Genomic DNA, 24,383 nt, shown 5'->3' with positions numbered 1-24,383 from the left:
CGTGGGCGACCACATGTGGATATCGCTCTAGGATTACCAGTAATGCGAAAGTGGCGCTGGCACCTCATGGCTCTCGCGGGTCTGCTCGCGGTCGGTCTGATCACGGTTTTCGTCGTGGGCGGGGACCAGCAGCAACCTCCTGAACCGGGGTTACGGCCGCCGGAGAACGTGCCGCGGGTGTTGGTCGCGTTGGGCGACAGCACGATCTCAGGTGAAGGCGCCGGTGACTACGAGCCGGGCACGAACGGCGAGAATGGTGACTGGTGTCACAGGTCACGCAACGCGTCGATCCACAAAACCGGCATGCCGGACATCGCGGCGACGATCAGCCTGGCGTGCTCGGGCGCGTCGAGCGCACAGGTGGGCCTCGGCGACGCGAAGCAGTACACCGAGCCGTCGCAGGCCGCCAGGCTCGCGGTGATCGCACGTCAGCAGCGGGTGGTCGCGGTGTCGGTCGCGGTCGGCGCGAACGATGATCCGTCGTTCGCCAACTCGCTCAACGGGTGTGTCGAGGCGTGGTTCGACACGGGCAAACCGGCATGCGGGGTTTCGCTCGGCCAGGACTGGCAGCGCCGGATCGACGCGATGGTCCCGAAGGTGACCAAGGTCCTCACCGACATCAAGAAAGTGATGGCGGGCGCGGGTTATCAGGACGGCGACTACCAGTTGGTGCTGCAGTCGTACGCCTCGCCGATCGCCCCCGATGTCCTGCACAGCCTGCAGGACCTGTCCGGGTGTCCATTTAGGACAGAGGATCTGGAGTGGGTTCGTGACACCGCGGTTCCGGTGCTGACCACCGGTCTACGCAAGGCCGCGCAGGATGGTGGCGCGCGGTTCCTGGATCTTTCGCGCGCCGGTAGAGGCCGTGAGGCGTGTTCGTCGACCGACCAGAACCAGGAATGGTTCCGCCGCTTGGCCGTGCAGTGGACGGACCTGCGTGAGCAGGACCGCGCCACGCACGCGTTGCAGGAGTCGTTCCACCCCAATGCCACCGGCTACGAGCAGATCGGCCGGTGCCTCGGCGAGTTCCTGATCACCAGTGCCCGGTCGGCAAGCTGCCTCGCAGGCCCGGACGGCAACCTGCACGCCGCCCCCACAATCCCCTCGTGAGTGGTTAGCAGGGTTAGAACACGTATAACCACTCACGACCTACCCTCGACTCGCTTTCCCTTGAAATGGTTGAACAGCAGGTTCAGTACGACCGCGGACAGCGCGCCAGCGCTGATGCCCGACTCCATGATCGTGCGGAACCAGTTGGGGAAGTCCTCGTAGATGGTCGGCACGGCGGTCGGGACGAGCCCGACGCCGAGCGACACCGCGACGACCATCAGGTTGCCGTTGTTGTCGAACGCGACCTTGGCCAGCATCTTGATGCCGATGGCGGCGACCGTCCCGAACATCACGATGCCCGCACCACCGAGCACCGGCGCCGGAACCCGGGCGACGATCTCGCCAAGGATCGGGAAAAGACCGAGGATCACCAGGATCCCGCCACCCACCGCGACGACGAACCTGCTGTACACCCTGGTCAGCCCGACCAGACCGGCGTTCTGGCCGAAAGCCGTGTACGGGAACGTGTTGAACACGCCACCGAGCACAGTGGACAGTCCGTCGGCCCGCAGGCCGTCGGCCAGTCGCCTGCCGTCGACCGGACGTCCGGTCATCTCGCCGACGGCAAGGATGTCACCGGTCGTCTCGGTCATCGTGACCAGCATGACCACGATCATCGCGACGATCGCGGCGACGTTGAACGTCGGCAGTCCGAAGTGGAACGGCGTGCTGATGCCGAAGATCGGCGCGTCGGAAACCCCTGAGAAGTCGGTGAAGTCGAACGGGATCGCGATGAGCGTGCCGAGCACGATGCCGACGAGCACCGAGATCCGGCTCAGCGCGGGCGGCGCGAACCGTTGCACCACAAGCACAAGAAGCAACACGCCAAGCGCGAGCGCGAGGTTCTGCGGAGCACCGAACGAAGGCGATCCCACTCCCCCGGCCGCCCAGTTCACCGACACCGGGATCAACGCGAGTCCGATCACCGTGATCACGGTCCCGGTCACCAGCGGCGGGAAGAACCGCAACAGCTTGCCCCACAACGGCGACAGCAGGATCATCAGCAGCCCGGACACGATCACCGCGCCGTAGATCGCCGTGATCCCGTCGGTCTTGCCGATGAACACCATCGGCGTGACCGCCGCGAAGGTGCAGCCCTGCATCAACGGCAACCGGACGCCGAAGCGCCAGAACCCGAGGCACTGGATCAGCGTGGACACGCCCGAGATGAGCAGATCCGCGTTGATCAGGTAGCCGATGTCCGCTTTAGACATGCCGAGCGCGCTGCCGACGATCAGCGGGACGGCCACCGCGCCCGCGTACATCGCCAGCACGTGCTGCAGACCCAGTGCGCCCATCTGTCCGGCGGGCAGCACCTGGTCCACAGGGTGCGTAGAACGTTTGGTAACCGACACCGGCGCATCCTCCCAGCACAGACCCCTGTTGGGGAATTGCCAGTGTGGTTAACGCCCTGTTGCTTCGTCTCGCCCTAAAGGGCCGGTGGTCGGCCCTCGTACGGTGTCGAGAGGACCACTGTGGTGCGTGTGGACACTTTCGCGGCCTCACGCACCTGGCGCAGCAGGTCCTCGAGTCCGGCTGGCGAGGCGACCCGGACGAGTAGCACGTACGATTCGTCCCCCGCGACCGAATAACACGATTCGATCGCCGAGATGTGCGCGAGCCGTTGTGGATAGTCGTCCGGCGCTGCCGGGTCGATCGGCGTCAGTGAGATCAACGCCGTCAGCGGCAGGCCGATCGAGTCGGTGTCCAGCCGCGCGGTGTACCCACGGATCACGCCACGCTGCTCGAGCCGTCGCACGCGCTGGTGCACGGCCGAGACGCTCAGGCCCACGCGTTCGGCGAGGTCGGTGAAGCTGCAGCGGCCGTCGGCGGACAGCTCACGCACGATCGCCTGGTCGAGCGGCTCCAGCTGGTTGGGGGTCGTCACTCGCCGAGCACCACCAATTCGTGCGGACGGTTGTTCAGCGACTCGACGCCGTCCTCGGTGCACACCACGATGTCCTCGATCCGCGCACCCCAGCGGCCGGACTGGTAGATGCCCGGCTCGACGCTGAAGGCGATACCCGGCTCGAGCACCAGCTCGTTGCCTTCGACGATGTACGGCTCCTCGTGCACGTCCAGGCCGATGCCGTGGCCCGTGCGGTGGATGAAGTACTCGCCGAAGCCCGCGTCCTCGATCACCTTGCGGGCCGCGCGGTCGATGTCCTGCGCGGTCACGCCGGGCCGGACAGCGTCCACAGCGGCCTGCTGGGCCTGCTGCAGGACGGCGTAGGTCTTGGCGACGTCCTCGTCACGCGGGGTGCCGATGGCGTACGTGCGGGTCGAGTCGGAGTTGTAGCCCTCGGCGATCGGGCCGCCGATGTCGATCACGACCACGTCACCCTGCTCGATCACGCGGTCGGAGGCGCCGTGGTGCGGGCTGGCGCCGTTCGGGCCGGAGCCGACGATCACGAACTCGGCGACCGCGTGGCCCTCTTCGAGGATCGCGGCGGCGATGTCGGCAGCCACCTCGTTCTCGGTACGGCCCGCGCGCAGGAACTCGCCCATCCTGGCGTGCACGCGGTCGATCGCGGCGCCCGCCTGGCGCAGGGAGTCGATCTCGCTGGCGTCCTTGCGCATCCGCAGCTCACGGATGACCGGCCCAGCCAGCTGTTGCTCGACGCCAGCCAGCGCGTCACGCAGGCCGAGCACGTGCAGCGCGGGGGTGAAGTCGCTGACCGCGACGCGCTTGGGCGATTTGAGCAGGCCAGCGGCGATCGCGGCCGGGTTCTCGCCGTCCACCCAGGTCGCGGCTTGCACGCCGAGCTCGTCGACAAGGACGGCCTCGTAACCTGGCAGTTCGAGCTTCGGCACGATCAGCGTCGGTTTGCCTGACACCGGCAGCACCAGGCAGGTCAGCCGCTCGAACGACCCGCCGACCGCGCCGATCAGGTAGCGCAGGTCGGAGCCTGGCGTCACGAACAGGGCGTCAAAACCCGCCTTTTCCGCCGCCGCGGCGGCGCGCTCTAGTCGGTTGCGGAGTATCTCAGGTGCGGGCACAGGTGCGGCGGTCGACGACATGGCCCAAAGCCTAGTGCCCTGCCCGGGGAGGTTGCTGGGCTCATCGGCGGTTCCAGGTTTTCGCTGGGCGTGCCGGGGGAAGGTCCACGTACCGGGTGTACTTGGGCCTTTCACCGGTGCGGTCAGCGGGAAGCTGGGCCGTCGAGGGGCTCGGTGAACCTTCCCGGGTAGGGCACTAGACCGCCACGGGTTGTGGTGTGGGGGCTGGGAGCCGGTGATCGTCCATCTGTCGCCACACGCGGAACGCCACCGGGCACAACGTCGTCACCCCGTACACGGCCGCGAACGTCAGCAACGTCGCTTCGAGACCGATCCCGTCCAGCAGGACGCCCGCGACCAAGGCACCGGTCGGCATCATCGCGAGCACACCCGCCTCGCCCGCGCCGAGCACGCGGGCCCGAAGGTGTGGCGGGATTCGGTCGAGTTCAACCGTGACCAGGACGGGGTTCAGGCTGCCCGCGGCGAGCCCGCACGCGAAGAACCCGAACAGCAGCAGTGGCACGGACGGTTCCATCCACAGCATCAGGAACCTCGGCGCCCCGGCGAACAGCGCGCAGAGCGCGAACGTGTTCCACCTGCCCCAGCGCGCGCCCCACCATCCGTAGATGACGCTGCCCGTCGCGGCCCCCAGACCGAACACGCCCATCAGCTCGCCGAGCAGCACGCTGCTGTTCACCGCGTGCGCGAAGGCTGGCTGCAGGACCGCGTTCAGGCCCGCGTCGAGCGCGTTCATCATCGCGACCGTGCTGATCATCGCCAAGATCAGCCGGTCGCGGCGGACGTACCGTAGACCTGTGGCCAGCCAGCCGAAGTACCCGCCGGGTTCGGTCAGCATGGCTTCCTCACGGACTCGGACACACAGGCCGGTCAGCAGCGCGGCGAGCAGGAACGTGGCCGCGTCGAGCAGCAGCACGCCGGGCGCGCCGATCATCATGATCAACGTGCCGGCCAGTGGCGCGCCGAGGGTCCGGCCGATCCGGATCATCGCGTCAGCAGAACCTGAACCTCTTTCAAGTGTGGTGCGCGCCAACGAGATCGCGCCCGGCAAGAGCACTCGTTTGGCGGTGTCGCCTGGCGCCCTCGTCAACCCGGCCAGTCCGGCTAGGACAGTCAGTAGTGGTAGTGATAACCCGATAGTGGCGTCAGCAAACGGGATTGCACCTACCGCAACGACGGCGGCGAGGTCCGCGAGCACGCTGATGCCGCGTGCGCCGATCCGGTCGATGACTGGACCGGACAATATGGACGACGCGAGAAGGCCGACCGTCTCCGCCGCCGTCACCACGCCGGTCTGGATGCCGCTTCCCGTGGTCTGCAACACGAACCACGGAATCGCGAGCAACGTCATGACCGATCCGGCGTGCGAGATTCCGAACGCGCCAAGCAAGGCAACTAGCGGCAGGCGCCGTCTCATTTCCCTCCTTCACGACCAACGCACAACAACACCACGGCCGCATCGCTTCGGCAATGGTCGTTCGTCATGCAACTATGTGTTTCAGGAAATCTGAAAAGGTTTACAGTTCGACCTGGAGGTGCGGATGCCACGCAAGTCGCCCGAACAGCTGCGCAGCACGCGTTGGTATGGCGGCGAAGGGCTGCGTTCGTTCAGCCACCGCACCAGAACCCGGCAACTCGGGATCGGCGCGGACGAGCACATGGGCAAGCCCGTCATCGGGATTCTGAACACCTGGAGCGAGATCAACCCGTGCCACCTACATCTGCGCGAGCGAGCCGAAGCGGTCAAACGTGGAGTCTGGCAGGCCGGTGGTTACCCGATCGAGCTACCCGCGAGTGCGCTCTGTGGCGAGACGTTCCAGAAGCCGACCGCGATGCTCTACCGCAACCTCCTGGCGATGGAAGCGGAAGAACTCCTTCGCTCGTACCCGGTCGACGGCGCCGTACTGATGGGAGGGTGCGACAAAACCACACCGGCGTTGCTGATGGGCGCGACCTCGGCCGGGATCCCGTCGATCTTCGTCCCGGCCGGCCCGATGTTGCGCGGGCATTGGCGGGGAAAGACTCTGGGCAGCGGCAGCGACATGTGGCGGGCGTGGGACGACAAGCGCGTGGGCACGATGGACGACTCGCAGCTGGCCGAATTGGAGGAAGGCCTGGCCCGCTCCCCCGGCCACTGCATGACAATGGGAACAGCGTCCACGATGACATCCGTGGCCGAGACCCTTGGTATGACACTGCCAGGAGCGGCGTCCATTCCGGCCGTCGACTCGGCACACTCCCGAATGGCCGCCGCCAGTGGCGCCCGGATCGTGGACATGGTGTGGGAAGACCTGACACCGGCGAAAATCCTGACAGCCGAGGCCTTTTCGGACGCGGTGGTGACCGTGCTCGGGCTTGGCGGATCGACAAACGCCGTCATCCACCTGGTCGCGATGGCCCGGCGCGCGGGCGTCCAACTGTCACTTTCGGACTTCGACCGGCCGGTGCCGGTGCTCGCGGACATCCAACCGGGCGGCCGGTTCCTGATGGAGGACTTCTACTACGCGGGCGGCCTGCGTGCCCTGTTGGCGCAGTTGAAGCCGTGGCTGCATGTGTCGCGTCCGGTGGCCTCAGGCGGAACACTGGCGGATTCCCTTGCCGGGGTGTCGGTGTTCGACGCCGAAGTGATTCGCCCGGTGGACAACCCGCTGGCGTCGGAAGGCGGTCTCGCGGTCCTGCACGGCAACCTCGCGCCCTCCGGCGCGGTGATCAAGCCCATCGCCGCGGACCCATCCTTGCTCCAGCACACCGGTCCCGCAGTCGTGTTCGACTCGTACGCCGAGATGCAGCGGACCATCGACACCGTTGCCGTGACAGCGGCCTCGGTGCTCGTGCTGCGCGGCGCCGGGCCGCTCGGCGGGCCGGGAATGCCGGAGCACGGCATGCTGCCGATACCGCAAAGCCTGCTGCGGCAAGGGGTTCGGGATATGGTCCGGATCTCTGATGCCCGGATGAGCGGGACGAGCTTCGGCACGTGCGTCCTGCACGTGGCTCCCGAGTCACACGTCGGCGGTCCGCTCGCGCTGGTCCGTAACGGCGACATGATCACCTTGGACGTGCCCGGCCGGGAGCTCCGGCTTGAGGTCTCCGACGAGGAACTGGCCCGTCGGCGCGCGTCGTGGACACCGCCGCCGGATCGTTTTCCGCGCGGGTACGCCGCCTTGCACGCCAAGCACATCACCCAGGCCGACGAGGGCTGCGACTTCGATTTCCTGGCCGCACCAGGCGAGACGCCCGAACCCGACGCGACTTGAGTAGATCTACGCTGGGCGCCGCGGCCACCCCGCCGATAGTGTTCATGTCGGGACGAGCGGTCCGCCGCACCGGGGGGCACGGCGGGCCGCTCACCACCTCGATCGACTTGGTGGTAGAGCTTCGCTGATCACCTCCTCGTGAGTGGTTATCGGTGTTAGAACACGGCTAACCACTCACGAGCTTCTAGCTGCCGATTCCCCAGTCGCGCAGGATCTTGCCGACCTCGGCGCGTTCGGCCTCGGGCAGTTCGCTGATCGGTGGCCGGACGTCCCGGCGGCACATGTCCAGCTGTGCCAACGCTTCCTTGACCGCGGACACGTTGTACGCGTTGCCGTGCCGGGCCCGCAGGTCTTCGAACGGCTTCAGCTGCGCCACAACTGCATCGCCGGGCCCCGGTTGGCGGCGTCGAGGTGGTCGAACAACTGCAGCGACAACTCCGGGGCGACGTTGCCGAGCCCGGTCGTGAAACCCTCCGCGCCCGCGACCCAGAAGAACGGCGCCCACGACTCCGCCAAGCCACAGACCCAAACCAACCGCTTCGCACCACCAAACGCTGTCTGAGCAACGATGTCGGCGAAGGCGATCGCGTCTGGGACCGCATACTTCACGCCAGTGAGGTTCGGGCACTCCACCGCCAGTTTGTGCACGGCCGAAGCACCGATGTGCGGGCTACGCAGGTAGCACACCACGCCCAACGACGGCACGGCATCGGCAATCGCGCGGTGGTACTCGACCCAACCGTCTTCGGTCATGTACGGGTGGACCGGTTGGTGCACCATGATCGCCTCGGCACCCGCGGCCTCTGCCGCTTTCGCCATCCGGATCGCACGGTCGAGTTCGTGGCCGACTCCGGCGATCACGAGGGCGCGGCCTTGGACCGTTTCGACCGTGACGGCGAGCGCGGTGTTCAGCTCGTCAGGGTTCAGTGAATAGAACTCACTGGTGTTTCCGTTCGGGGTGACCGCCGCGATTCCCGCTGTCACGGCATGGTCGAGGACGCGGGCGAGTCGTGCGTGTCCACCGCTCCGGCGGCGTCGAACGGTGTCGCGTTGATCAACACTACCGAGCGAAGCGCGTCCATGCCTCTTCCCTTCAAGGACAAAAGGATGTAAACGTTTTCGTCATGTTTCCATCAGCGAGGCCAGGAGGTCAACGCGCCGCACGTCGGAACCGCCGCGCCGATGCCCCGGTACCGGTCCCGCGTTACATCGGCCGGTAGGATTCAGCGAAAGCGACGAGTGGAGGTGTGCCCGGTGGCGGTTACCATCCGCGACGTCGCACGGGAAGCACAGGTTTCCGTTGCCACAGTCTCGCGTGCGTTGTCCTCGCCCGATCTGGTCCGTCCGGCGACGCGCGACCGTGTCCTGAACGCCGCGTCCCAGCTCGGTTACCAGCCTAACCGCGCGGCCCGTGGCCTGATCACGGGTCGGACCGGCAACCTTGGCATCGTTGTGCCAGACCTGAACAACCCGTTCTTCACCGGTGTGCTCAAGGGCGTGCAGGCGCGCGCCCGGCAGTCCGACTACGCCGTGTTCGTCGCGGACAGCGACGAGGACCGGACGACCGAGGAGCAACTGGTCCGCGCGATGGCCAAACAGGTCGACGGCGTGATCGTGTGCTCCCCCGGCATCGACGACACTCCGCTGCACGAGGCCGCGGGCATCACGTCACTGGTAATGCTGAACCGGCGGCTACGTGGCGTGCCCGCCGCGTTGATGAACAGTGCCTCGGGCATGCGCCAGATCGTCGACCACCTTGTCGCGCTGGGGCACCGCAAGCTCGTGTACCTCAACGGGCCGCGGACGTCGTGGTCCAACAAGGAGCGCAGGCGTGGGCTGCGGCTGGCGATCCAGCAGCACGGCGTGGAGCTGATCGAGCTCGGGCCGTTCCCGCCGCGCTACGAAGGCGGCCTGCAGGCGTGCGACTTGGCCTTGGCGGCGAAACCGACCGCGATCATGGCGTACAACGACATCATGGCTCTCGGTGTGCTCGCGCGGCTGCGTGACCGCGGTGTCAGCGTGCCGGACGACATCAGCCTGACAGGCTTTGACGACCTGATGTTCGCCGAGCTGTGCTCGCCGCCGCTGACCACTGTGGCCATGCCGCTGGTGCCTGCCGGAACGGTCGCGGTCGACCTGCTGCTCGAAGGGTTGACTTCCGAGGCCGCGGAGGTGCGCCAGGTCGATCTCGACACGCAACTCATCGTCCGCGCCACAACTTCGCCGCCCCCGGCATAAGGTGCACGCGTGACCCTCGCGTTGCTCGACTCCGCCAGCTTGTACTTCCGCGCGTTCTACGCCCTGCCCGACTCGATGCGGGCGCCCGACGGCACAGCGGTGAACGCCGTGCGCGGCTTCGCCGACACGATCGCGCGCATCATCACCGACCGTCAGCCGTCGCGCCTCGTGGCGTGCCTTGACGCGGACTGGCGACCGGCGTTCCGGGTCGAGGCGTTGCCGACGTACAAGGCGCACCGCGTGGCCGAGGAAGGCGACGGGCTCGAAGAGGAAGTGCCCGACCTGCTGTCCCCGCAGGTCCCGATCATCCTCGACCTGCTCGACGCGGTCGGCCTGTGCACGGCGGAGGCGGCAGGCTACGAGGCCGACGACGTGATCGGGGCGCTGACCCACCGCGAGGCCGTCGACCCGGTCGAGGTGATCACCGGCGACCGCGACATGTTCCAGGTCGTGCGGTACTCCCCCACGCCGGCCACGGTCTGGTATGTCGGCAGCGGCTGGAACAAGGCCGTCGTGATCGGCCCGGCCGAACTGGCCGAGAAATACGATCTGCCCACAGAGGACACTGGCCCGCGATACGCGGACATGGCCGTGTTGCGTGGCGACCCGTCGGACGGTTTGCCCGGTGTGCCGGGAATCGGCGAGAAGACCGCGGCCAAGCTGATCCGTGAATTCGGTTCACTGCAAGAGCTGATCGCTGGCGCGCAGGCCGCGGACAAGCGCATCCCCAAGCGCGCGCAGGCGAATCTGATGGCGTCAGCCGAGTACCTCGCTGCCGCGCCGACAGTGGTCGCGGTCGCTGTGGACGCTCCGGTCGTGCTTGACCGGGACGACAAGCTGCCTGCCACACCCGTCGACCTCGACCGGGTCATGTCGCTGAAGAAGCGCTGGAACCTGGGCGCGTCGGTCGACCGGCTGGTCGCGGCCCTCGGGAAGTAGTCGGGCACTCTTCGGCGGCAAAGCGGGCAATCGCCCGACCGCCGGGTGATCCTTGAGTATGAGCGATGGTCGTGGCGTCATCGAGGCAGCGTTCGAGCTGCTCGATGAGATCAAGGCGTTGGAACCGGCACGACTGATGGACCTCGCCGAAGCGACTGGGATCCCCCGGCCGACGGTGCACCGGCTGCTGCAGCAGCTCGTCGCGGTCGGTGCGGTCCGGCGAGACGGCACGCGCTACCGGATTGGTGCCAGCCTGCTCGACTTCGGCGGCGGTTGGCAGGTGGAACGTCGGCTCAGGACAGTCGCGTGGCGGCCGTTGGCCGAACTCGCCTCGCGGACCGGCGTCGGCGTGGCATTGAGTGTCCAAATCGGTGGGCCGCCGGTTGTCCTGGACTTCATGGACGCCCGAGAACCCCTGGGATTCAGCGTGAAGCCGGGCAGTCCCGTGTGGCCAGACACGGCACAGGACCGCGCCCACCGCACCGGACTGCTCACTGTGGACGCGGGAACACTCTCCTCGGGCATCACATGCGTGTCAGTGCCGATCCTGTTGCCCGGCAATGGAATGGCCGTGATCACCAGCCATGCACATGGCGCCCGGCCCGCTCCCTTCCAGACCCAGGCGACCCGAGCTGTCGCGGCGACGGTCGCGGGAATAGTCCACTGACCGAACTTCAGGTCGCCGACAGTCGGCAGCGCGCATAGCGTGCGACTATGAGCAACTTCGATGTGGTTTTTGTCGGCGCGGGCCACAACGCGCTCGTCGCGGCGGCGTACCTCGCCAAGGCCGGACGCAGCGTGTGCCTGCTGGAACAGGCCGACGTGCCCGGTGGTTTCGTACGCAGCGAAGAGCTGACGCTGCCCGGTTTCGTGCACGACACGTTCTCCGCGCTGCATCCCTTCTTCGCGGGCGGCCCCGTCTTCGCCGAGCTCGGCCCGGATCTTTCGCGGCACGGTCTGCGGTACGTCCAAGGTGGAGTAAGCACCGGTTCGTCCCTTTCGGATGGTCGTACGGCGGTCATCGCAACCGATCCAGCGGTGCTGAACGAGGAACTGGACCGGCTGGGCGAGTACGCGGCATGGCACGCGCTCCTGGGTGACGTATCCGGGCACATCGAAGCAGTGCTGCCGTTGATGGGCGCGGATCTGACCCCCGCAGCGCCCGTCCTCGAGCGACTGCAGAACGACACGACGCCCGCGTTGCCGTTCTCCACGTTGTTCACTGGCAACGGCTACGACCTCATCACCGAACGGTTCACGTCCGAGGAACTGCGCATGGCTCTGCTGCCGTGGCTCCTGCACATGAGCATCAGCCCGTACGACGCGGGCGGCGCGTTGTGGGCCGCTTTCTTGGCCGCGGTGCTTCCTCAAGGCAACCCGCAACCTGTGGGCGGCAGTGGCAAACTGGCTTCTGCTCTCACCGCGTTGGTTCGTGAGCACGGCGGCGTGATTAGAACAGGCGTATCCGTGGACGCCGTGCTGACCAAGGACGGGCGTGCCGTTGGCGTCCGTACGTTGGATGGCGAGGTTGTCACTGGTTCTGTTGTCGCCGCGAGTACGACCCCGGACCAGCTGTATGGGCATCTGCTGCGGGAAGCCGACGGTGTGAACATCGCGGTCCGCCAACAGGCCAAGCGCTACGGGTACCGTCGCGGCTGCTTCCAGATCAACCTGGCGTTGTCCGAACGCCCTCAGTTCCTGGACTCGCGGCTGGATGAGGGCGGCGGCATCAACCTCGGCCGGAGCGTCGCGCACCTGCTCGACTCCGTGCACCAGGCCGACACCGGGTACCTGGCGGCGCATCCGTCGATCTCGTGGCATGAGGCGACCGCGGTTGACGCCACTCGGGCGCCTGCGGGCCAAGCCGTCGTTCGGCTCCAAGTCCTGGAGACCCCGCTTGCCCCGATCGGCGATGCCGCCGGGGAGATCACAACCTCGGGCCAGTGGACGTCGTCGGTCGCCGAGCACTACGCCGACCGGATCATTGCTGAGGCAGGCAGGCACTTCAAGGGTCTCGAAGAGCTGATCGTGGGACGACATGTGTTGAGCCCGGCGGACCTGGCCAGGCTGAACCCAAGCTGCGGCCCCGGCGACCACACGGCCGGACATGGCGCCCTGTCCCAGAACTTCATGCAACGACCGATCCCCGCACATCGCGGCGGATATGCGACCGCTGTGCCCGGCCTGTACCAAATCGGCGCCTCGACTTGGCCAGGCGCCGGAGTCAGCGGTTCCTCCGGACGCGCCTTCGCCCAGAATTTGCTCGCCTAAAACCAGCGTGTCCACCATTCCGGCACACCGAAATACACGTTCCGACACAGTGAAATCCCCTGCACCCGCCCACCGCAGTCATTTCGTTGTGCCGCAATGGACAACTCATGGTGTCGGAACGGTGGACACGGTGTGCCGGAACGGTGGACACGGCGCGGTTAGAGGATGACGGTTGGGGTGATGACTGTGCGGTCGTCGAAATGGATGACGATCTGGGTTGTGCCACATGGCACGCGGTCGAGCACGAACCGGCCGTCCTCGTCGGCTGTGGTCTCGTGTGAACCGTGACCGGCTACGCGTACCTCGACTGAGTGCTGCCCGGGAGGGACCAGCCAGCCGTCGATCTGGTTGTTGTCGCCGCCGGGCGTCAGGTTGATCATCACCATCAGGTCGTCGACGGTGAACGTGATGGTCCGTTGGCTGTTCTCCCCACGAACGCCGGCCAACGGGTCCGCGCGCTCCCAACGGGCGACTTCGACGTCGAGGTCTTCCAACTCGATGGCGAACTGCACGCGTTCGATCAGCCCGGGTGGTGGTGGGTCGAAGTCGTCCAGCGCCTGGTCCAGTGCCGCGAGCAAGGCCTCGTCGTTCGTCATCACCCGCCTCCTTCGGCCGCTAGGAGCTCGCGGAGCGTCGTCAGGCACCGTCCCCTTGTTGGGCCGATGCTGCCACGCCTCATCTGCATGACCTCAGCGACCATGCGGTATTCGCTACGGCCGGACAGCACGGTCAGCCTCAGCAGCTCCTGGCATTTCTCCGGCAGGCCGCTGAACGCCCGCCACAGCCGGGTGTCGCGATCCATGCGCAGCGCCTCGTCCTCTGGCTGCGGTTGGGTGCTTGGCAGGTGCTCGGCCATCTCGTCGGTGAGCGGCAGGTCGTGAGCACCCTTCCCGCTACGCACTCGTTGGGCTTCGCGGCGGGTTGTCGTGATCAGCCAGCTGGCCAGGGCTTTTGGCTCGGCCAACGAGTCGAGGTGGCTGAACAGCGCAAGCCAGACGGTCTGCACGACGTCCTCGGCGAGGGCGCGGTCAAGACCGTTGCCTCGTGCGACATGCCAGACCAACGGCGTGAGGTCCGTGACCAGGGTTGCCCGCGCGACGCTGTTACCGGTTCTCGCGGCGCGCATACACGCCGCGTACCGTTCTGCGCCTTGCAAGCCTTCCCACGGAGGATCCTCGCCGGTGGTTCGTACGCTGGTCACCACTCCGCCCCTCTGCTGTCCAACTACCCCAATCGACCTTAGTGGGCGGGCATTGTCAAGGACTCACGACTTGCGGGCGACACCTGCGTAGAGGTTCGAGCGGGTCGCGTCGGCGACGTCGCTCGTCCGGTCGGGACGCCACTGCGGGGTGTAGACCAGGCCGGGCTCCACCAGGGTGAAGTCGCCGAACATGCGCATGATCTCCTCGTGGGTACGGGGGAAGATCGGGTCGCGGCTGTTCTTGAACACCTCGATCGCCTTACGCATGCCTTCCGGCGCGTTGTCCCAGGTGAACGCGGACAGCGCGAAGTAGCTGCCTGGCGCGAGCTCGGCACGGAACCGGTCCGCGATCGCCCATGGGTCGTCGACGTCCGGGACGAACTGCACGACACCGACCATCAACAGGCCGACCGGCTGCGAGAAGTCGATCAAACGCTGGACGTGGTCGTTGCTGAAGATGACCTCGGGTTCACGCATGTCCGCCTCGATCGCGGCGGCGTTGGGGTTGTCGCGCAGCATCAGCTCGCTGTGCGCGACAGCGACCGACTCGTTGTCGACGTAGACCACCCGCGCGTCCGGGTTGAGCTTCTGCGCCACTTCGTGCACGTTGCCCACGGTCGGAATACCCGAGCCGAGATCGAGGAACTGGGTGATCCCCTCGCCGATCAGGTAGCGCACGACCCGGTCGAGGTATTGCCTGTTCAGCCTGGCCATATCGCGGGCTGGCAGCACTTTCAGCAGGTTCTCGGCGAGCGCGCGGTCAGCGCTGAAGTTGTGCCCGCCGCCGAGCAGGTAGTCGTAGACGCGTGCCGCGCTCGGCACTTCCTCGTCAATGCCGGTCGGTACCCATTCGGTCATCGCGTCGGTCACGCCGAAACCTCACCCCTGCTCGTCGACTTCTCCTCAGGTGTGAGGGTAGCGGCGTATCGGTGAGTTGAAACCAACCAGAGTTGGGATTAACACGATCGCGCTACGTGAGCGTAGAAATCGCGGCAAGGAATCAGAAGTGCGTGCCGCACCACGGGATCGAATCGGCCTCGAACAGCCGGTCCGCTCTGGCCAGCGCATCCGCGTCAAACACCTTGATCCGGCCGCTGGTGGCGAGGTCCGTCGGCTTCCACGCGCCGAAGTACAGCATTCCCAGCGTGTCCACATCGAGCGTCAGCTGGGCCTGCTCGGTACCCCGCGTGACGCCGTCACGGGAAATCAGGTATGTCCCCGAATTTTCCGGCATGAAGGCGTCGTTCACTTCCACCGCAACGGGATCAGCGTCGCCATACGTCCGTGCCGCCAATGCTGCTTGGACATCGATGAGACGAACCCAGCTTTCGTCATCGATGTTGCGGGTGACGCACGAACGCGGGTTCTCCAGCAGCAGCTCGACCGGTTCGTCCACCGGCCGCGCGTACGCGTCGATCCGCATGACCAGGTCGATTTCCATCAGGAAGCGCCACAAATCGTTGCGTGCCGCTTGATTCGCGCCGATCAGGTCCCAAACCTCCAGTGTGGCACCATAATCGTTGGAGGCGTCGTCGGAGTTGTCCTTCGCCTTGTAGAGCACGTATCCGTCGTCGCCGTCCGGGCCGGAGTGCACGGCGGCCAAGTACGGCTGGTCGGTACGCATCGGGGCCTCGACAATGACAGACCACCAATCCCGGGTCCGGGTCATCATTCCCGTGCGGTACAGGCCAATTCTCGAGTACAGCGGCGCGATTTGGTCGATCGCCTCGGCTGAACTGAGCATGCGCACGTGCCCTGATCGCGGCACGCCCGCGCGCACCCGTGGCCGGTTCAGACGAATTTCCCTCGAACGGGTGCCCATGCCGTAGCCGAACCGGCCGTAGATCGCAGCTTCGCTAGCGTGCAATGTGGACAGTACGTGCCCATTGGCCTTGGAGTCGGCGAGCTGGAAGCGCATCAGCTCGGTCATCACGCCTCGCCTGCGGTAATCCGCGCGGACACCCACACGCGCGAGACCGCCTATCGGCACGACGTTTCCGCCCGGTACGGCCACCGCGGTGTCGTAGACGTACGAAGAACCGACAGCCACGTCGCCATCGAACGCGCCGAAGAACCGCTTCGGGCCGTAGGTCGGCCGGACCGTTTCCCAGTCCGAATCGGACATCGGTGGCGAGTGCAGTGCCACGCGTAGCAACGAATGCACTGCCCGGCGCTCGGTGTCCTCAGTCAGTACCCGAACAGCGAAGTCGGCCATGACACCGCATGATGTCATGGCCGACTTCGCTTGCTCGACCGATTTTTACTTCGGCTGGCTGACTTCGTACTCAGCCTTGTCCTCGGACTTGATCGTGATCGTGACCTTGCGGTCGTCGCCGTCGACCTTCAAGGTGCAGTCGAACGTGTTGCCGACCTTGACCTCCTGGTCCGCCGGGCAGACCACGTCGGTCGCCGTGTCGCCGTAGCGCTCGCCGAGGATCTTCACGACACCATTCTGGACCGCGTTCTTGTCCAGGACCTTCGTCATGAAGAAGCCTGGCGTCACGAACCCGAGCACACCGACCGCGGCCACCACGAGCACCACCACGCCGACGATCACCCACAGCATCGCGCCGGACTTCTTCTTCGGCGGCTCCTGCCCTGGGTACTGCGGCTGCTGGCCGTAACCGCCGTAAGGCTGCTGCGGCTGCTGGCCGTAACCGGGGTACTGCTGCTGTTGCGGCTGACCGTACGGCTGTTGCGGTTGCGCTGGGAACCCAGCGCTACCAGGGTCCTGCGGCGGTGGGCCGTAGGGCGACTGCTCCTGCGGCTGGCCATACGGCGCCGTTGGTTGCTGCTGGGGGTAGCCACCGTACTGCGGCTGGCCCGGCTGCTGGGGGTATCCCCCTGGCTGTTGGGCCGGGAAGCCGCCCGACGGTGGGCCGTAGGGTTGCTGAGGTTGCTGCCCCCACTGCTGCGGATCGTTCCCGCCGGGCCCGTACGGGCTGCTCATGCTTTGCCTCCGGTGTCCTTATGCAGCCATTCGGCGCGATCCAACCACAGGTTGTGGTGATTTCCCCACTCGACCCGGCAAGCTTGTCCGAGCCGTGGCCAACCCACGTCATGTCGTCCCTGCGGCCACGACGCCACGCCGGATGTCCGACACGGCCTGCGCGGCGGTCGCGCTGAGGTCGGAATCGCCGCCTGCCACGTCCTTGATCTGGTCAAGCAAGTCAATGACCTGACGGCACCAACGCACGAAGTCGCCAGCCGTGAGCTCCGAGCCAGCCGATTCCGACGCGGTCAGCACCCGCTCCAACGACTCGCCGCGCGCCCAGCGATACACCGGCCACGCGAACCCGGCGTCCGGCTGACGCGTGCGCTCCAGCTTGTGCCGCCGCTCGTCCTCGTTGAGCCCAGCCCACAGCTGCGCGGTGTGCGCCAGCGCCTCGGTCACCGGGCCCTGCGGCACCCTGGCCTCGAACGGCGAGTCCCGGCGCGCCTCGAAGACCAGCGCGGACACGACCGCGGCGAGCTCAGCGGGGGTGAGGCCTTCCCAGACGCCGTGCCGCAGGCATTCCGCGGCCAACAGGTCGGATTCGCCGTAGAGCCGGGCCAGTCTGCGGCCGTGCGCGGTGACTTCCTCATGACCGTTGCCCGCCAAGTACTCCCGCTCGGTGAGCAGCTTGCGGATCCGGTCGAAGTTACGCGCGAGCGAGTGCGTTGTGGCAGCCACTTTCTGTTCCAGCTGCTGGTTTTCCGCCTTCAGCCGGTAGTACCGCTCGGCCCAGCGCGCGTGGCTTTCCCTGTCCTGGCAACCATGACACGGGTGCGCGCGCAGCGCCCTGCGCAACGCCGCGATGTCCGCGTCGTCGTCCGGTCCTGACCGGCGCTTGCCACGGGTCGGCGCGCTGATTCCCGTGCTGCGCAGGGTAGACGCGAGATCACGCCGAGACCTCGGGGAACGGATGTCGACCTGTTTGGGCAGCCGCACGCGGCCGAGCGACTCGACCGGATGCGGGAAATCGGCGACCGACAGCCGTCCGGCCCACCGGTCCTCGGTGATCACCAGCGGCCGTGGCTCGCCCATCGGGTCGAGACCCGGGTCGATCACGATCGCCAGCCCGGACCGCCGCCCACTGGGCACCGCGATCACATCGCCCTTGCGCAGCCGTTCAAGCGACGCGGCCGCCTCCGCCCGGCGAGCCGACGAGTTCTGCCTGGCCAGGGACTTCTCCCGGTCAGTGAGCTTGCGGCGCAGCTCGGCGTACTCGGTGAAGTCGCCGAGGTGACAGTTCATCGACTCGGCGTAGCCCTCGAGCGCCTCCCGGTTACGGTCGATCCGCCGTGACACGCCGACCACCGAGCGGTCGGCCTGGAACTGGGCGAAAGACTGCTCCAGCAGGCCGCGTGCGGCCTCCGAACCGAGCCGGGCGACCAGATTGACCGCCATGTTGTAGCCGGGCTTGAACGACGATTTGAGGGGATAAGTCCGGGTCGACGCGAGCCCGGCGACCTGCTTGGGGTCCACGCCCGGCTGCCACAGGACCACCGCGTGGCCCTCGATGTCGATACCGCGACGGCCCGCACGGCCGGTGAGCTGCGTGTACTCCCCCGCCGTCAGGTCGACATGCGCCTCGCCGTTGTATTTCACGAGCCGTTCGAGCACGACCGTGCGCGCGGGCATGTTGATGCCCAGCGCAAGGGTCTCGGTAGCGAACACGACCTTGACAAGGCCACGGACGAACAGCTCCTCGACCGTCTCCTTGAACGCGGGCAGCAGACCGGCGTGGTGACTGGCGAATCCGCGCTCCAAAGCGTCGCGCCACTCCCAGTACCCGAGCACGCCAAGGTCACCTTCGGGCAGGTCACGGGTGCGTGCGTTGACGATCCGGCGGATCTCGGTGACCTCAGCCTCGCCGTTGAGCCGCACGCCGGAACGCGCGCATTGCATGACGGCCGCGTCGCATCCCGCGCGGCTGAACACGAACACGATCGCGGGCAGCAGCCCGGCAGCGTCCAGCCGTTGGGTCATGTCGATGCGTGACGGCGGCTTGAACCGGGTCCGGTTGATCGGCGGGCGCCGTTTGCCCCGGCCGGCCGGCTGCCACGCGTGCATCCGCGTGGTCTCTTCGATCCGGCGCACCAGCTGCGAGTTGATCCGCAGCTCGCCCTGCGGGTCCTCGCCCTCGAACAGGTCCATCATCCGCGGGCCGACCATCATGTGCTGCCACAACGGAACCGGGCGATGCTCGTCGACCACGACTGTGGTGTCGCCGCGCACCTCGACCAGCCATTCGCCGAACTCCTCGGCGTTGCTGACGGTCGCGGACAGGCTGACCAGCCGGACGTGCTCCGGCAGGTGCAGGATGACTTCCTCCCACACCGCGCCACGGAACCGGTCGGCGAGGTAGTGCACCTCGTCCATGACGACGTACTGCAGGCCTTTGAGCGCGTTCGAGCCCGCGTAGAGCATGTTGCGCAGGACTTCGGTCGTCATCACGACGATCGGCGCGTCGCCGTTGACCGACGTGTCGCCGGTCAGCAGACCGACTTTGCCAGCGCCATACCGGGCGACGAGGTCCGAGTGCTTCTGGTTCGACAGCGCCTTGATCGGCGTTGTGTAGAAGCACTTGCGGCCCTCGGCCAGCGCCATATGCACGGCGAACTCGCCGACAACGGTCTTGCCCGCGCCGGTCGGGGCACAGACGAGCACACCATGCCCGGCTTCGAGCGCCTCGCACGCCTGGACCTGGAAGGGATCGAGCTCAAAGGAGAGCACGGAAGTGAATTCGGCCAGCTCGGGGCTTTCGGTGCGGCGCTTGGCCGCCTGAAAAGCCTCAGCCGGCGTACGCGAAGGGCGTGCGGCCACATCACTACAGTAACGAATAGTCAGCGCTACCGTCGCATCTATTGCTCAAGCGTGTTGACCTGCGACAACACTCAGGGCACCGGGCACGCAGGTGACCTCGAGCGGCAGTTCGCGGATGCGTTCCCCGTCGGCGTACCCGATCCAACCGCCATCCGTGTCAATCTTGATCGACTTCGCCCGCAGCGTGGTGACCGCCGGATGATCGACGTGCGAGCCGGTCCGCAGGCTCGGCAAGATCCGGACCAGGTCACGGCGATGCGCCTTGCCGACGACGGTCACGTCGAACCAGCCGTCGGACGGATCGGCGTTCGGGCAGACCGGGATTCCACCGCCGTAGTACGGGGTGTTGCCGATCGCGACCGAGTTCGCGTCCAGTTCCAGGGTCTCCGATTCGGTCCGCACGACCAGCCTTGACGACTTCAACGCGGCCAGTTCGGCGACGATCGCGACGTCGTAGCGGCGCGGACCGCGTGGCCAGCGCATCCGGTTGACGCGCTCGTTCACCGCCGAGTCGAAGCCCGCGCACAACACGGTCGCGAACCAGGCGCCGCCCTCGACTTTGCCCAGGTCGACACTGCGTTTCCGGCCCTCGGCGAGCGCTGCGCCCACCTGGGCGGCGGCTTCGATCGGGTCCTTGGGCAGGTCCAGCGCGCGTGCCAGGTCGTTGCCCGTACCTGCGGGAACGATCGCGAGCGCGGTCGAGGTGCCCGCGCAGGCCTGGACTCCGGCGTGCGCGGCACCGTCACCGCCAAGGATCACGACTGCCTCGGCCCCTTCGGCGACGAGCCGTCGCAGGACAGCGACGGTTTCGTCAGCCGAAGCCGGGACGTGTTGGTCAAGCTCATCGACATGCTCGCGCAGTGTCGCCGAGACTGTTCCAGCGACACGGGACGCGGTGCCCAGCCCCGATGCTGAGCAGACGACAAGAGCGGCCAGCATTTACGTCACGTCGTCGTAGCCAGAGGACTTGGGCCGGTCTGGCGGTGAGGCCGGAGTCGGGCTCGGCTGCTCATCCTCCGCGCGAGTGTTGTCGAGGTTCAACGTCGACACCTCGTCGTCGTCGAGCGTCGAGTAATCCTCTTCGCCGCCCGCTTCGAGCTTGGCCTTGCGCTTGTCGTGCACCCTGGCGATCTGCACCGCGACCTCGAACAACAGCACCATCGCGATGGCAAGGGCGAGCATCGAGAACGGGTCGGTGCCAGGCGTGGCGACCGCGGCGAAGACGAACAGGCCGAAGAAGAAGCCGCGGCGCCAGCGCTTGAGCTTCTCGTACGGCAGCACCCCAGTCTGGTTGAGCATGACGATCACCAGCGGCAGTTCGAAGCTCACGCCGAAGATCAGCAGCATCACCAGGATGAACGAGAAGTACTCGTCAGCCTTGAAGAAGGTGGTGAAGACCTCGCCACCGAAGCCGACGACCACCTCGAGGCCCTGCGGGACGACGTAGTAGGCCAGGAACGCGCCCGCGACGAACAGCACCGACGCGAACAGCACGAACCGCCTGGCGAACTTGCGTTCCTTGTTGTACAGGCCCGGCGCGATGAACGCCCAGATCTGATACAGCCACAGCGGGCTGGTCAGCACGGCACCCGCACCGAGACCCACCTTCAAGCGGACAAGGAATCCCTCGAACGGCGTGGTCTGCAGCAAGGTGCACGGACCCGGTGGCCGGGTGTTCGGCGGCAGGCTGCAGTACGGCTCGAGCATGATCTTGGAGAGCGAGCCGTTCGGCCAGATCTCCCACGCCCACCAGAAGTAGCCGAAGATGGCGCCCACCGCGAGGAACGCGATGGCAAGGGTCAACCGGTGCCTGAGGTCGTAGAGGTGATCTCTCAGGCTCATCGTGCCGTCGGGATTCTGCCTGCGGCTTCGAGTCCGCCGCGACTCCCGGCGGTGCGGATCACGCGCCACCGTGCGAACCGTCTCTCTCAGTTGTTCAGGCGTTCTTGGGTGCCTGGGTGGGAGCGGCCTGGCCGTTGGTCTTCAGCTGCGCCTGCAGGTCGTCGATCTGCTTCTGCATCTTCTCGACGTCCGACTGTGCCGCCGCGGGAGCGGCAGGCGCGGCTGGCTTGGCCTCCGGCAGTTGCGCGGGCGCGGCCGGCGCCGGGGTCGCGGCAGTCGCCGTGGTCGTCGCCTGCGTGGCGTCCTGGTCGTCCTGCTTCATGCCCTTGGTCTCGGCCTTGATGATGCGCATCGACCGGCCAAGCGACCTGGCCATGTCCGGCATCTTCTTGGCTCCGAAGAGCAGGATGATCACCACCGCGATGATGATCAACTCGGTAGGTCCGAGGTTACCCACGGGACTCCTCCTGACGCGTCGCCCAACTCAGTTGCATGTTACCTGTCATCACGCTTGCGTGGACTTATCGATCTCCGTGCGCCGGAAACGGTCACGGACAGCGATACGCAATGCGGCCTTCCGGGCCTTGAGCATGCCCAACGAGGCGCCCACTTCGGCGTTCACGTGACCACGCGTCACCGCGAACCTGCGTGCGGCCTTGGCGAGCTTCAGCAGCACCAGGGCCAGGATCACCAGGCCGATGGCCCCAAGCACAACGGCCGGTATGTATTGCACGGCGGAAGCGTATCGGGCTCAGGTTGACGCCAGGTTGCTGGCCAGTTCAAGTGCCTGACGGGCACGTGTCCTCAGTTGGTCGGCCAGATCCGGCGGGGACTCGACGTGCACCTCGCCGCCCTGACCAAGCAGCAGGCGCACCATCCAGGCCCGGTCGGAGTACCGCATCCGGACCCTGACCCGGCCGCCTTCCAGTTCCTCCATGCTTTCGACCGGGTAGTACTCGGAGATCCACCGGGTGTCCGGCTCCAGCACCAAGGTCGCGACCAGCTGATCGGGCTGTGGCGTGAACAAGCCACTGGAGACGTCAGTCGGTTCGGCGTACGGCGGCGGCGAGGCGGGCTCGGCGAGCTGGGTGACCTCGTCGATCCGGTCGAGCCGGAACAGCCGCACGGCGTCGGCCCTGCGACACCAGGCTTCGAGGTACGAGCGGCCCTCGACGATCAGCAGCCGCATCGGGTCGATCGTCCGCTCGGTGATCTCGTCCTTGGACGCGGTGTAGTACGTGATCCGCAAGGCCTTCTGTGCGGTCAGCGCGCTTTGTACGATTCGCCGGACTTCCTTGGTGTCCTCGGCTTCCCTGACCCCGAGGCCGACCACCACTCCGGCAGGCTGGGCCAGGCCAGCGGCCGCTTCGATCTTGGCAACCGCACGCCGGACGGCTTCACCGTCCACTCCCGGCGTCTCCCCCAAGGCCCGCAGCGCCACGAGCAACGCGGTCGCCTCGGCACCCGTCAGTCGCAGCGGGCGGCTCATGCCCGCGTCGAACGCGACCGTGATCGTGTCGCCTTCGAAGGACAGGTCGATCAGGTCGCCGGGGCCGTAACCGGGCAGCCCGCACATCCACAGCAGCTCGAGGTCCTTGCGCAGCTGCTTCTCGGACACGTCGAAGTCCGCTGCCGCGTCCACGACCTTGATGCCCGGTCTGGCAAGCAGGTACGGCACCAGCGCGAGCAGCCTGGGCAGCCGATCGCTCATTTCGCCGCCTCCAGCAGCCGCTCGTACACCGACTTGCGCAGTACTTCCGGTTCGAGGACAAGCACATCGGGGCCGAACCCGGCCAGCCACGACGCCGCCGACTCGGGAAACCTCAGCTCCAGCTCGACATCGTCACCACTGACGCCACCGACCTCGCGGCTGCCAAGGACTTTCGCGCGCCGCCGGACGCCAGCGGCCCGGCCCTTGGCGACCCATACCTTGGCCGTCGCGGTAGGACTCGGCTCGCTTCCCGTCGTGGCAACGAAGTCCAGCAGGTTGATGTTGTCGGGCCGGTGTACCGCACCGGCTTCCCCGACGAGCTCGACATCGCCGACAATGCGCGACACCCGGAAACAGCGCGGTGCGTTGCGGTCCCGGTCGTGGCCGACGACGTACCAACGTCCCCGCCAGGACACCACTCCCCACGGCTCGATGGTCCGGATCTTGAGTTCCGCCGGATTGGGGCGGCGGTAAGAGAACGTGACGGCTTTGCCTTCCTGAACCGCGGCGAGCAAGGGGCTGAACGCGGGCTCGGCCGTACGCACCTTCGGCTCGACGATCGCGGGCGACGACTGGTCAACGTCCACACCGGCGGCCCGGAGCTTGATGATCGCGCCGTGCGCGGCGCCGGTGAGTTCCGGCGAGTCCCACAACCTTGAAGCGAGCGCGACGGCCGCGGCTTCGTCGGGTTCGAGGTCGATGTCGCCGAGTTCGTAGTCCCGGCGCGCGATGCGGTACCCGTCGACCGCGTCGAACCCGGTACTGCGCCCGGTTTCCAGCGGGATCCCCAGTTCCCGCAGCTCGGTCTTGTCCCGTTCGAACATGCGGGAGAAGGCTTCGGTGTTCGGCGCGTCGTTGTATCCGGGCACGATCGCGCGAATCCGGTCAGCCGAGAGGAACTGCCGGGTGGACAACAAGCAGAGCACCAGGTTCACCAGGCGCTCCGCACGGGCGATGGACACGGGGACGACCTTAACGCCACCCGAACAA

General features: G+C 66.8%; 24 protein-coding genes. 6 read left to right on the top strand and 18 right to left on the bottom strand.

All coding sequences use genetic code 11. The annotated features are described in order from the left end of the window. The first annotated feature begins 42 nt into the window (after window positions 1–42). Window positions 43–1,110 carry a GDSL-type esterase/lipase family protein gene (locus tag LWC34_RS11465; protein WP_233725033.1) on the top strand — a complete coding sequence of 356 codons (1,068 nt, stop codon included), beginning with the start codon at window positions 43–45 and terminating at the stop codon, window positions 1,108–1,110. Window positions 1,111–1,142: 32 nt separating this feature from the next. Here the strand turns inward: LWC34_RS11465 and LWC34_RS11460 are convergent, their stop codons facing one another. From LWC34_RS11460 to LWC34_RS11445, 4 genes are all read right to left on the bottom strand, one after another. After that, entirely contained in the window at window positions 1,143–2,465 is a 1,323-nt protein-coding gene (locus LWC34_RS11460; protein ID WP_233725032.1) for a nucleobase:cation symporter-2 family protein, read from the bottom strand. Between the two features lie 74 nt (window positions 2,466–2,539). Next, window positions 2,540–2,998 carry an Lrp/AsnC family transcriptional regulator gene (locus tag LWC34_RS11455; RefSeq protein ID WP_233725031.1) on the bottom strand — a complete coding sequence of 153 codons (459 nt, stop codon included), beginning with the start codon at window positions 2,996–2,998 and terminating at the stop codon, window positions 2,540–2,542. Beyond that, entirely contained in the window at window positions 2,995–4,131 is a 1,137-nt protein-coding gene (locus LWC34_RS11450) for a M24 family metallopeptidase (RefSeq protein WP_233725029.1), read from the bottom strand. The genes LWC34_RS11455 and LWC34_RS11450 overlap by 4 nt, the downstream gene beginning before the upstream one ends. A gap of 175 nt (window positions 4,132–4,306) precedes the next feature. After that, a complete protein-coding gene (locus LWC34_RS11445) occupies window positions 4,307–5,545 on the bottom strand; it encodes an MFS transporter (RefSeq protein ID WP_233725027.1) in 1,239 nt (412 codons plus the stop codon). Window positions 5,546–5,669: 124 nt separating this feature from the next. Here LWC34_RS11445 and araD point away from each other — a divergent pair, with 124 nt between their 5' ends. After that, on the top strand, window positions 5,670–7,382 hold the full coding sequence (gene araD / locus LWC34_RS11440) for an L-arabinonate dehydratase (protein ID WP_233725025.1): 1,713 nt from the start codon (window positions 5,670–5,672) through the stop codon (window positions 7,380–7,382). A 184-nt stretch (window positions 7,383–7,566) separates the two neighbouring features. On the opposite strand, the gene LWC34_RS11435 is transcribed toward araD, so the two are convergent. Beyond that, window positions 7,567–7,758, bottom strand: coding sequence for a hypothetical protein (locus tag LWC34_RS11435; protein WP_233725023.1), 192 nt, complete (start codon window positions 7,756–7,758; stop codon window positions 7,567–7,569). Further along, window positions 7,746–8,366, bottom strand: a complete 621-nt coding sequence (locus LWC34_RS11430; protein WP_233725021.1) for a dihydrodipicolinate synthase family protein — start codon at window positions 8,364–8,366, stop codon at window positions 7,746–7,748. Before LWC34_RS11430 ends, LWC34_RS11435 begins: the two co-directional genes overlap by 13 nt. Before the next feature lie 270 nt (window positions 8,367–8,636). Between LWC34_RS11430 and LWC34_RS11425 the strand changes: the two genes are divergently transcribed. The 4 genes from LWC34_RS11425 to LWC34_RS11410 are packed head-to-tail and all read left to right on the top strand — an operon-like array spanning window position 8,637 to window position 12,830. Beyond that, window positions 8,637–9,620, top strand: a complete 984-nt coding sequence (locus LWC34_RS11425) for a LacI family DNA-binding transcriptional regulator (protein WP_233725019.1) — start codon at window positions 8,637–8,639, stop codon at window positions 9,618–9,620. Window positions 9,621–9,629: 9 nt separating this feature from the next. Next, window positions 9,630–10,559 (top strand): 5'-3' exonuclease, encoded by a 930-nt coding sequence (locus LWC34_RS11420; protein ID WP_233725017.1) that lies wholly within the window; start codon window positions 9,630–9,632, stop codon window positions 10,557–10,559. A 58-nt stretch (window positions 10,560–10,617) separates the two neighbouring features. After that, window positions 10,618–11,226 (top strand): helix-turn-helix domain-containing protein, encoded by a 609-nt coding sequence (locus LWC34_RS11415; protein ID WP_233725015.1) that lies wholly within the window; start codon window positions 10,618–10,620, stop codon window positions 11,224–11,226. A 47-nt stretch (window positions 11,227–11,273) separates the two neighbouring features. Further along, window positions 11,274–12,830 (top strand): phytoene desaturase family protein, encoded by a 1,557-nt coding sequence (locus LWC34_RS11410; RefSeq protein WP_233725013.1) that lies wholly within the window; start codon window positions 11,274–11,276, stop codon window positions 12,828–12,830. A gap of 158 nt (window positions 12,831–12,988) precedes the next feature. Here LWC34_RS11410 and LWC34_RS11405 read toward each other — a convergent pair whose 3' ends face one another. The 12 genes from LWC34_RS11405 to LWC34_RS11350 form a co-directional block, all read right to left on the bottom strand. Then, complete coding sequence (locus tag LWC34_RS11405) at window positions 12,989–13,426, bottom strand: carboxypeptidase regulatory-like domain-containing protein (RefSeq protein ID WP_233725011.1); 438 nt, start codon at window positions 13,424–13,426, stop codon at window positions 12,989–12,991. Further along, window positions 13,426–14,031: an RNA polymerase sigma factor gene (locus tag LWC34_RS11400; protein ID WP_233725009.1), complete on the bottom strand. Its 606-nt coding sequence runs from the start codon at window positions 14,029–14,031 to the stop codon at window positions 13,426–13,428. The genes LWC34_RS11405 and LWC34_RS11400 overlap by 1 nt, the downstream gene beginning before the upstream one ends. A gap of 63 nt (window positions 14,032–14,094) precedes the next feature. Continuing rightward, window positions 14,095–14,889 (bottom strand): SAM-dependent methyltransferase, encoded by a 795-nt coding sequence (locus tag LWC34_RS11395; protein WP_235729282.1) that lies wholly within the window; start codon window positions 14,887–14,889, stop codon window positions 14,095–14,097. Window positions 14,890–15,031: 142 nt separating this feature from the next. Next, on the bottom strand, window positions 15,032–16,246 hold the full coding sequence (locus LWC34_RS11390) for a GNAT family N-acetyltransferase (protein WP_233725005.1): 1,215 nt from the start codon (window positions 16,244–16,246) through the stop codon (window positions 15,032–15,034). A 45-nt stretch (window positions 16,247–16,291) separates the two neighbouring features. Further along, window positions 16,292–16,981, bottom strand: a complete 690-nt coding sequence (locus tag LWC34_RS11385) for a DUF4333 domain-containing protein (protein ID WP_233725003.1) — start codon at window positions 16,979–16,981, stop codon at window positions 16,292–16,294. A 108-nt stretch (window positions 16,982–17,089) separates the two neighbouring features. Beyond that, window positions 17,090–19,840: a DEAD/DEAH box helicase gene (locus LWC34_RS11380; protein WP_233725002.1), complete on the bottom strand. Its 2,751-nt coding sequence runs from the start codon at window positions 19,838–19,840 to the stop codon at window positions 17,090–17,092. A gap of 45 nt (window positions 19,841–19,885) precedes the next feature. Next, complete coding sequence (locus tag LWC34_RS11375) at window positions 19,886–20,779, bottom strand: diacylglycerol/lipid kinase family protein (RefSeq protein WP_233724993.1); 894 nt, start codon at window positions 20,777–20,779, stop codon at window positions 19,886–19,888. Then, window positions 20,780–21,682: a twin-arginine translocase subunit TatC gene (tatC, locus tag LWC34_RS11370; RefSeq protein ID WP_235729280.1), complete on the bottom strand. Its 903-nt coding sequence runs from the start codon at window positions 21,680–21,682 to the stop codon at window positions 20,780–20,782. 94 nt (window positions 21,683–21,776) lie between these two features. Continuing rightward, window positions 21,777–22,139: a Sec-independent protein translocase subunit TatA gene (gene tatA, locus LWC34_RS11365; protein ID WP_233724979.1), complete on the bottom strand. Its 363-nt coding sequence runs from the start codon at window positions 22,137–22,139 to the stop codon at window positions 21,777–21,779. A gap of 48 nt (window positions 22,140–22,187) precedes the next feature. Next, on the bottom strand, window positions 22,188–22,415 hold the full coding sequence (locus LWC34_RS11360; protein ID WP_233724977.1) for a bacteriophage holin: 228 nt from the start codon (window positions 22,413–22,415) through the stop codon (window positions 22,188–22,190). 18 nt (window positions 22,416–22,433) lie between these two features. Further along, on the bottom strand, window positions 22,434–23,393 hold the full coding sequence (locus LWC34_RS11355; protein WP_233724975.1) for a helix-turn-helix transcriptional regulator: 960 nt from the start codon (window positions 23,391–23,393) through the stop codon (window positions 22,434–22,436). Next, window positions 23,390–24,355: a helix-turn-helix transcriptional regulator gene (locus LWC34_RS11350; protein ID WP_233724973.1), complete on the bottom strand. Its 966-nt coding sequence runs from the start codon at window positions 24,353–24,355 to the stop codon at window positions 23,390–23,392. The genes LWC34_RS11355 and LWC34_RS11350 overlap by 4 nt, the downstream gene beginning before the upstream one ends. Window positions 24,356–24,383 lie beyond the last annotated feature (28 nt).

Origin of the sequence: Kibdelosporangium philippinense (assembly GCF_021390435.2) — a bacterium.
Classification (GTDB): Bacteria; Actinomycetota; Actinomycetes; order Mycobacteriales; family Pseudonocardiaceae; genus Kibdelosporangium; species Kibdelosporangium philippinense.
Note: the sequence above shows the minus strand (reverse complement) of the source record. Positions and strands in the feature narration are given on the sequence as shown.

Coding starts and splice junctions, on each gene's coding strand:
- LWC34_RS11465 (WP_233725033.1), top strand. CDS start 43: ATGCGAAAGTGGCGCTGGCACCTCATGGCTCTCGCGGGTCTGCTCGCG.
- LWC34_RS11445 (WP_233725027.1), bottom strand. CDS start 5,545: ATGAGACGGCGCCTGCCGCTAGTTGCCTTGCTTGGCGCGTTCGGAATC.
- tatC (WP_235729280.1), bottom strand. CDS start 21,682: ATGAGCCTGAGAGATCACCTCTACGACCTCAGGCACCGGTTGACCCTT.
- LWC34_RS11375 (WP_233724993.1), bottom strand. CDS start 20,779: ATGCTGGCCGCTCTTGTCGTCTGCTCAGCATCGGGGCTGGGCACCGCG.
- LWC34_RS11405 (WP_233725011.1), bottom strand. CDS start 13,426: ATGACGAACGACGAGGCCTTGCTCGCGGCACTGGACCAGGCGCTGGAC.
- araD (WP_233725025.1), top strand. CDS start 5,670: ATGCCACGCAAGTCGCCCGAACAGCTGCGCAGCACGCGTTGGTATGGC.
- LWC34_RS11355 (WP_233724975.1), bottom strand. CDS start 23,393: ATGAGCGATCGGCTGCCCAGGCTGCTCGCGCTGGTGCCGTACCTGCTT.
- LWC34_RS11390 (WP_233725005.1), bottom strand. CDS start 16,246: ATGGCCGACTTCGCTGTTCGGGTACTGACTGAGGACACCGAGCGCCGG.
- LWC34_RS11415 (WP_233725015.1), top strand. CDS start 10,618: ATGAGCGATGGTCGTGGCGTCATCGAGGCAGCGTTCGAGCTGCTCGAT.
- LWC34_RS11410 (WP_233725013.1), top strand. CDS start 11,274: ATGAGCAACTTCGATGTGGTTTTTGTCGGCGCGGGCCACAACGCGCTC.
- LWC34_RS11395 (WP_235729282.1), bottom strand. CDS start 14,889: ATGACCGAATGGGTACCGACCGGCATTGACGAGGAAGTGCCGAGCGCG.
- LWC34_RS11385 (WP_233725003.1), bottom strand. CDS start 16,981: ATGAGCAGCCCGTACGGGCCCGGCGGGAACGATCCGCAGCAGTGGGGG.
- LWC34_RS11450 (WP_233725029.1), bottom strand. CDS start 4,131: ATGTCGTCGACCGCCGCACCTGTGCCCGCACCTGAGATACTCCGCAAC.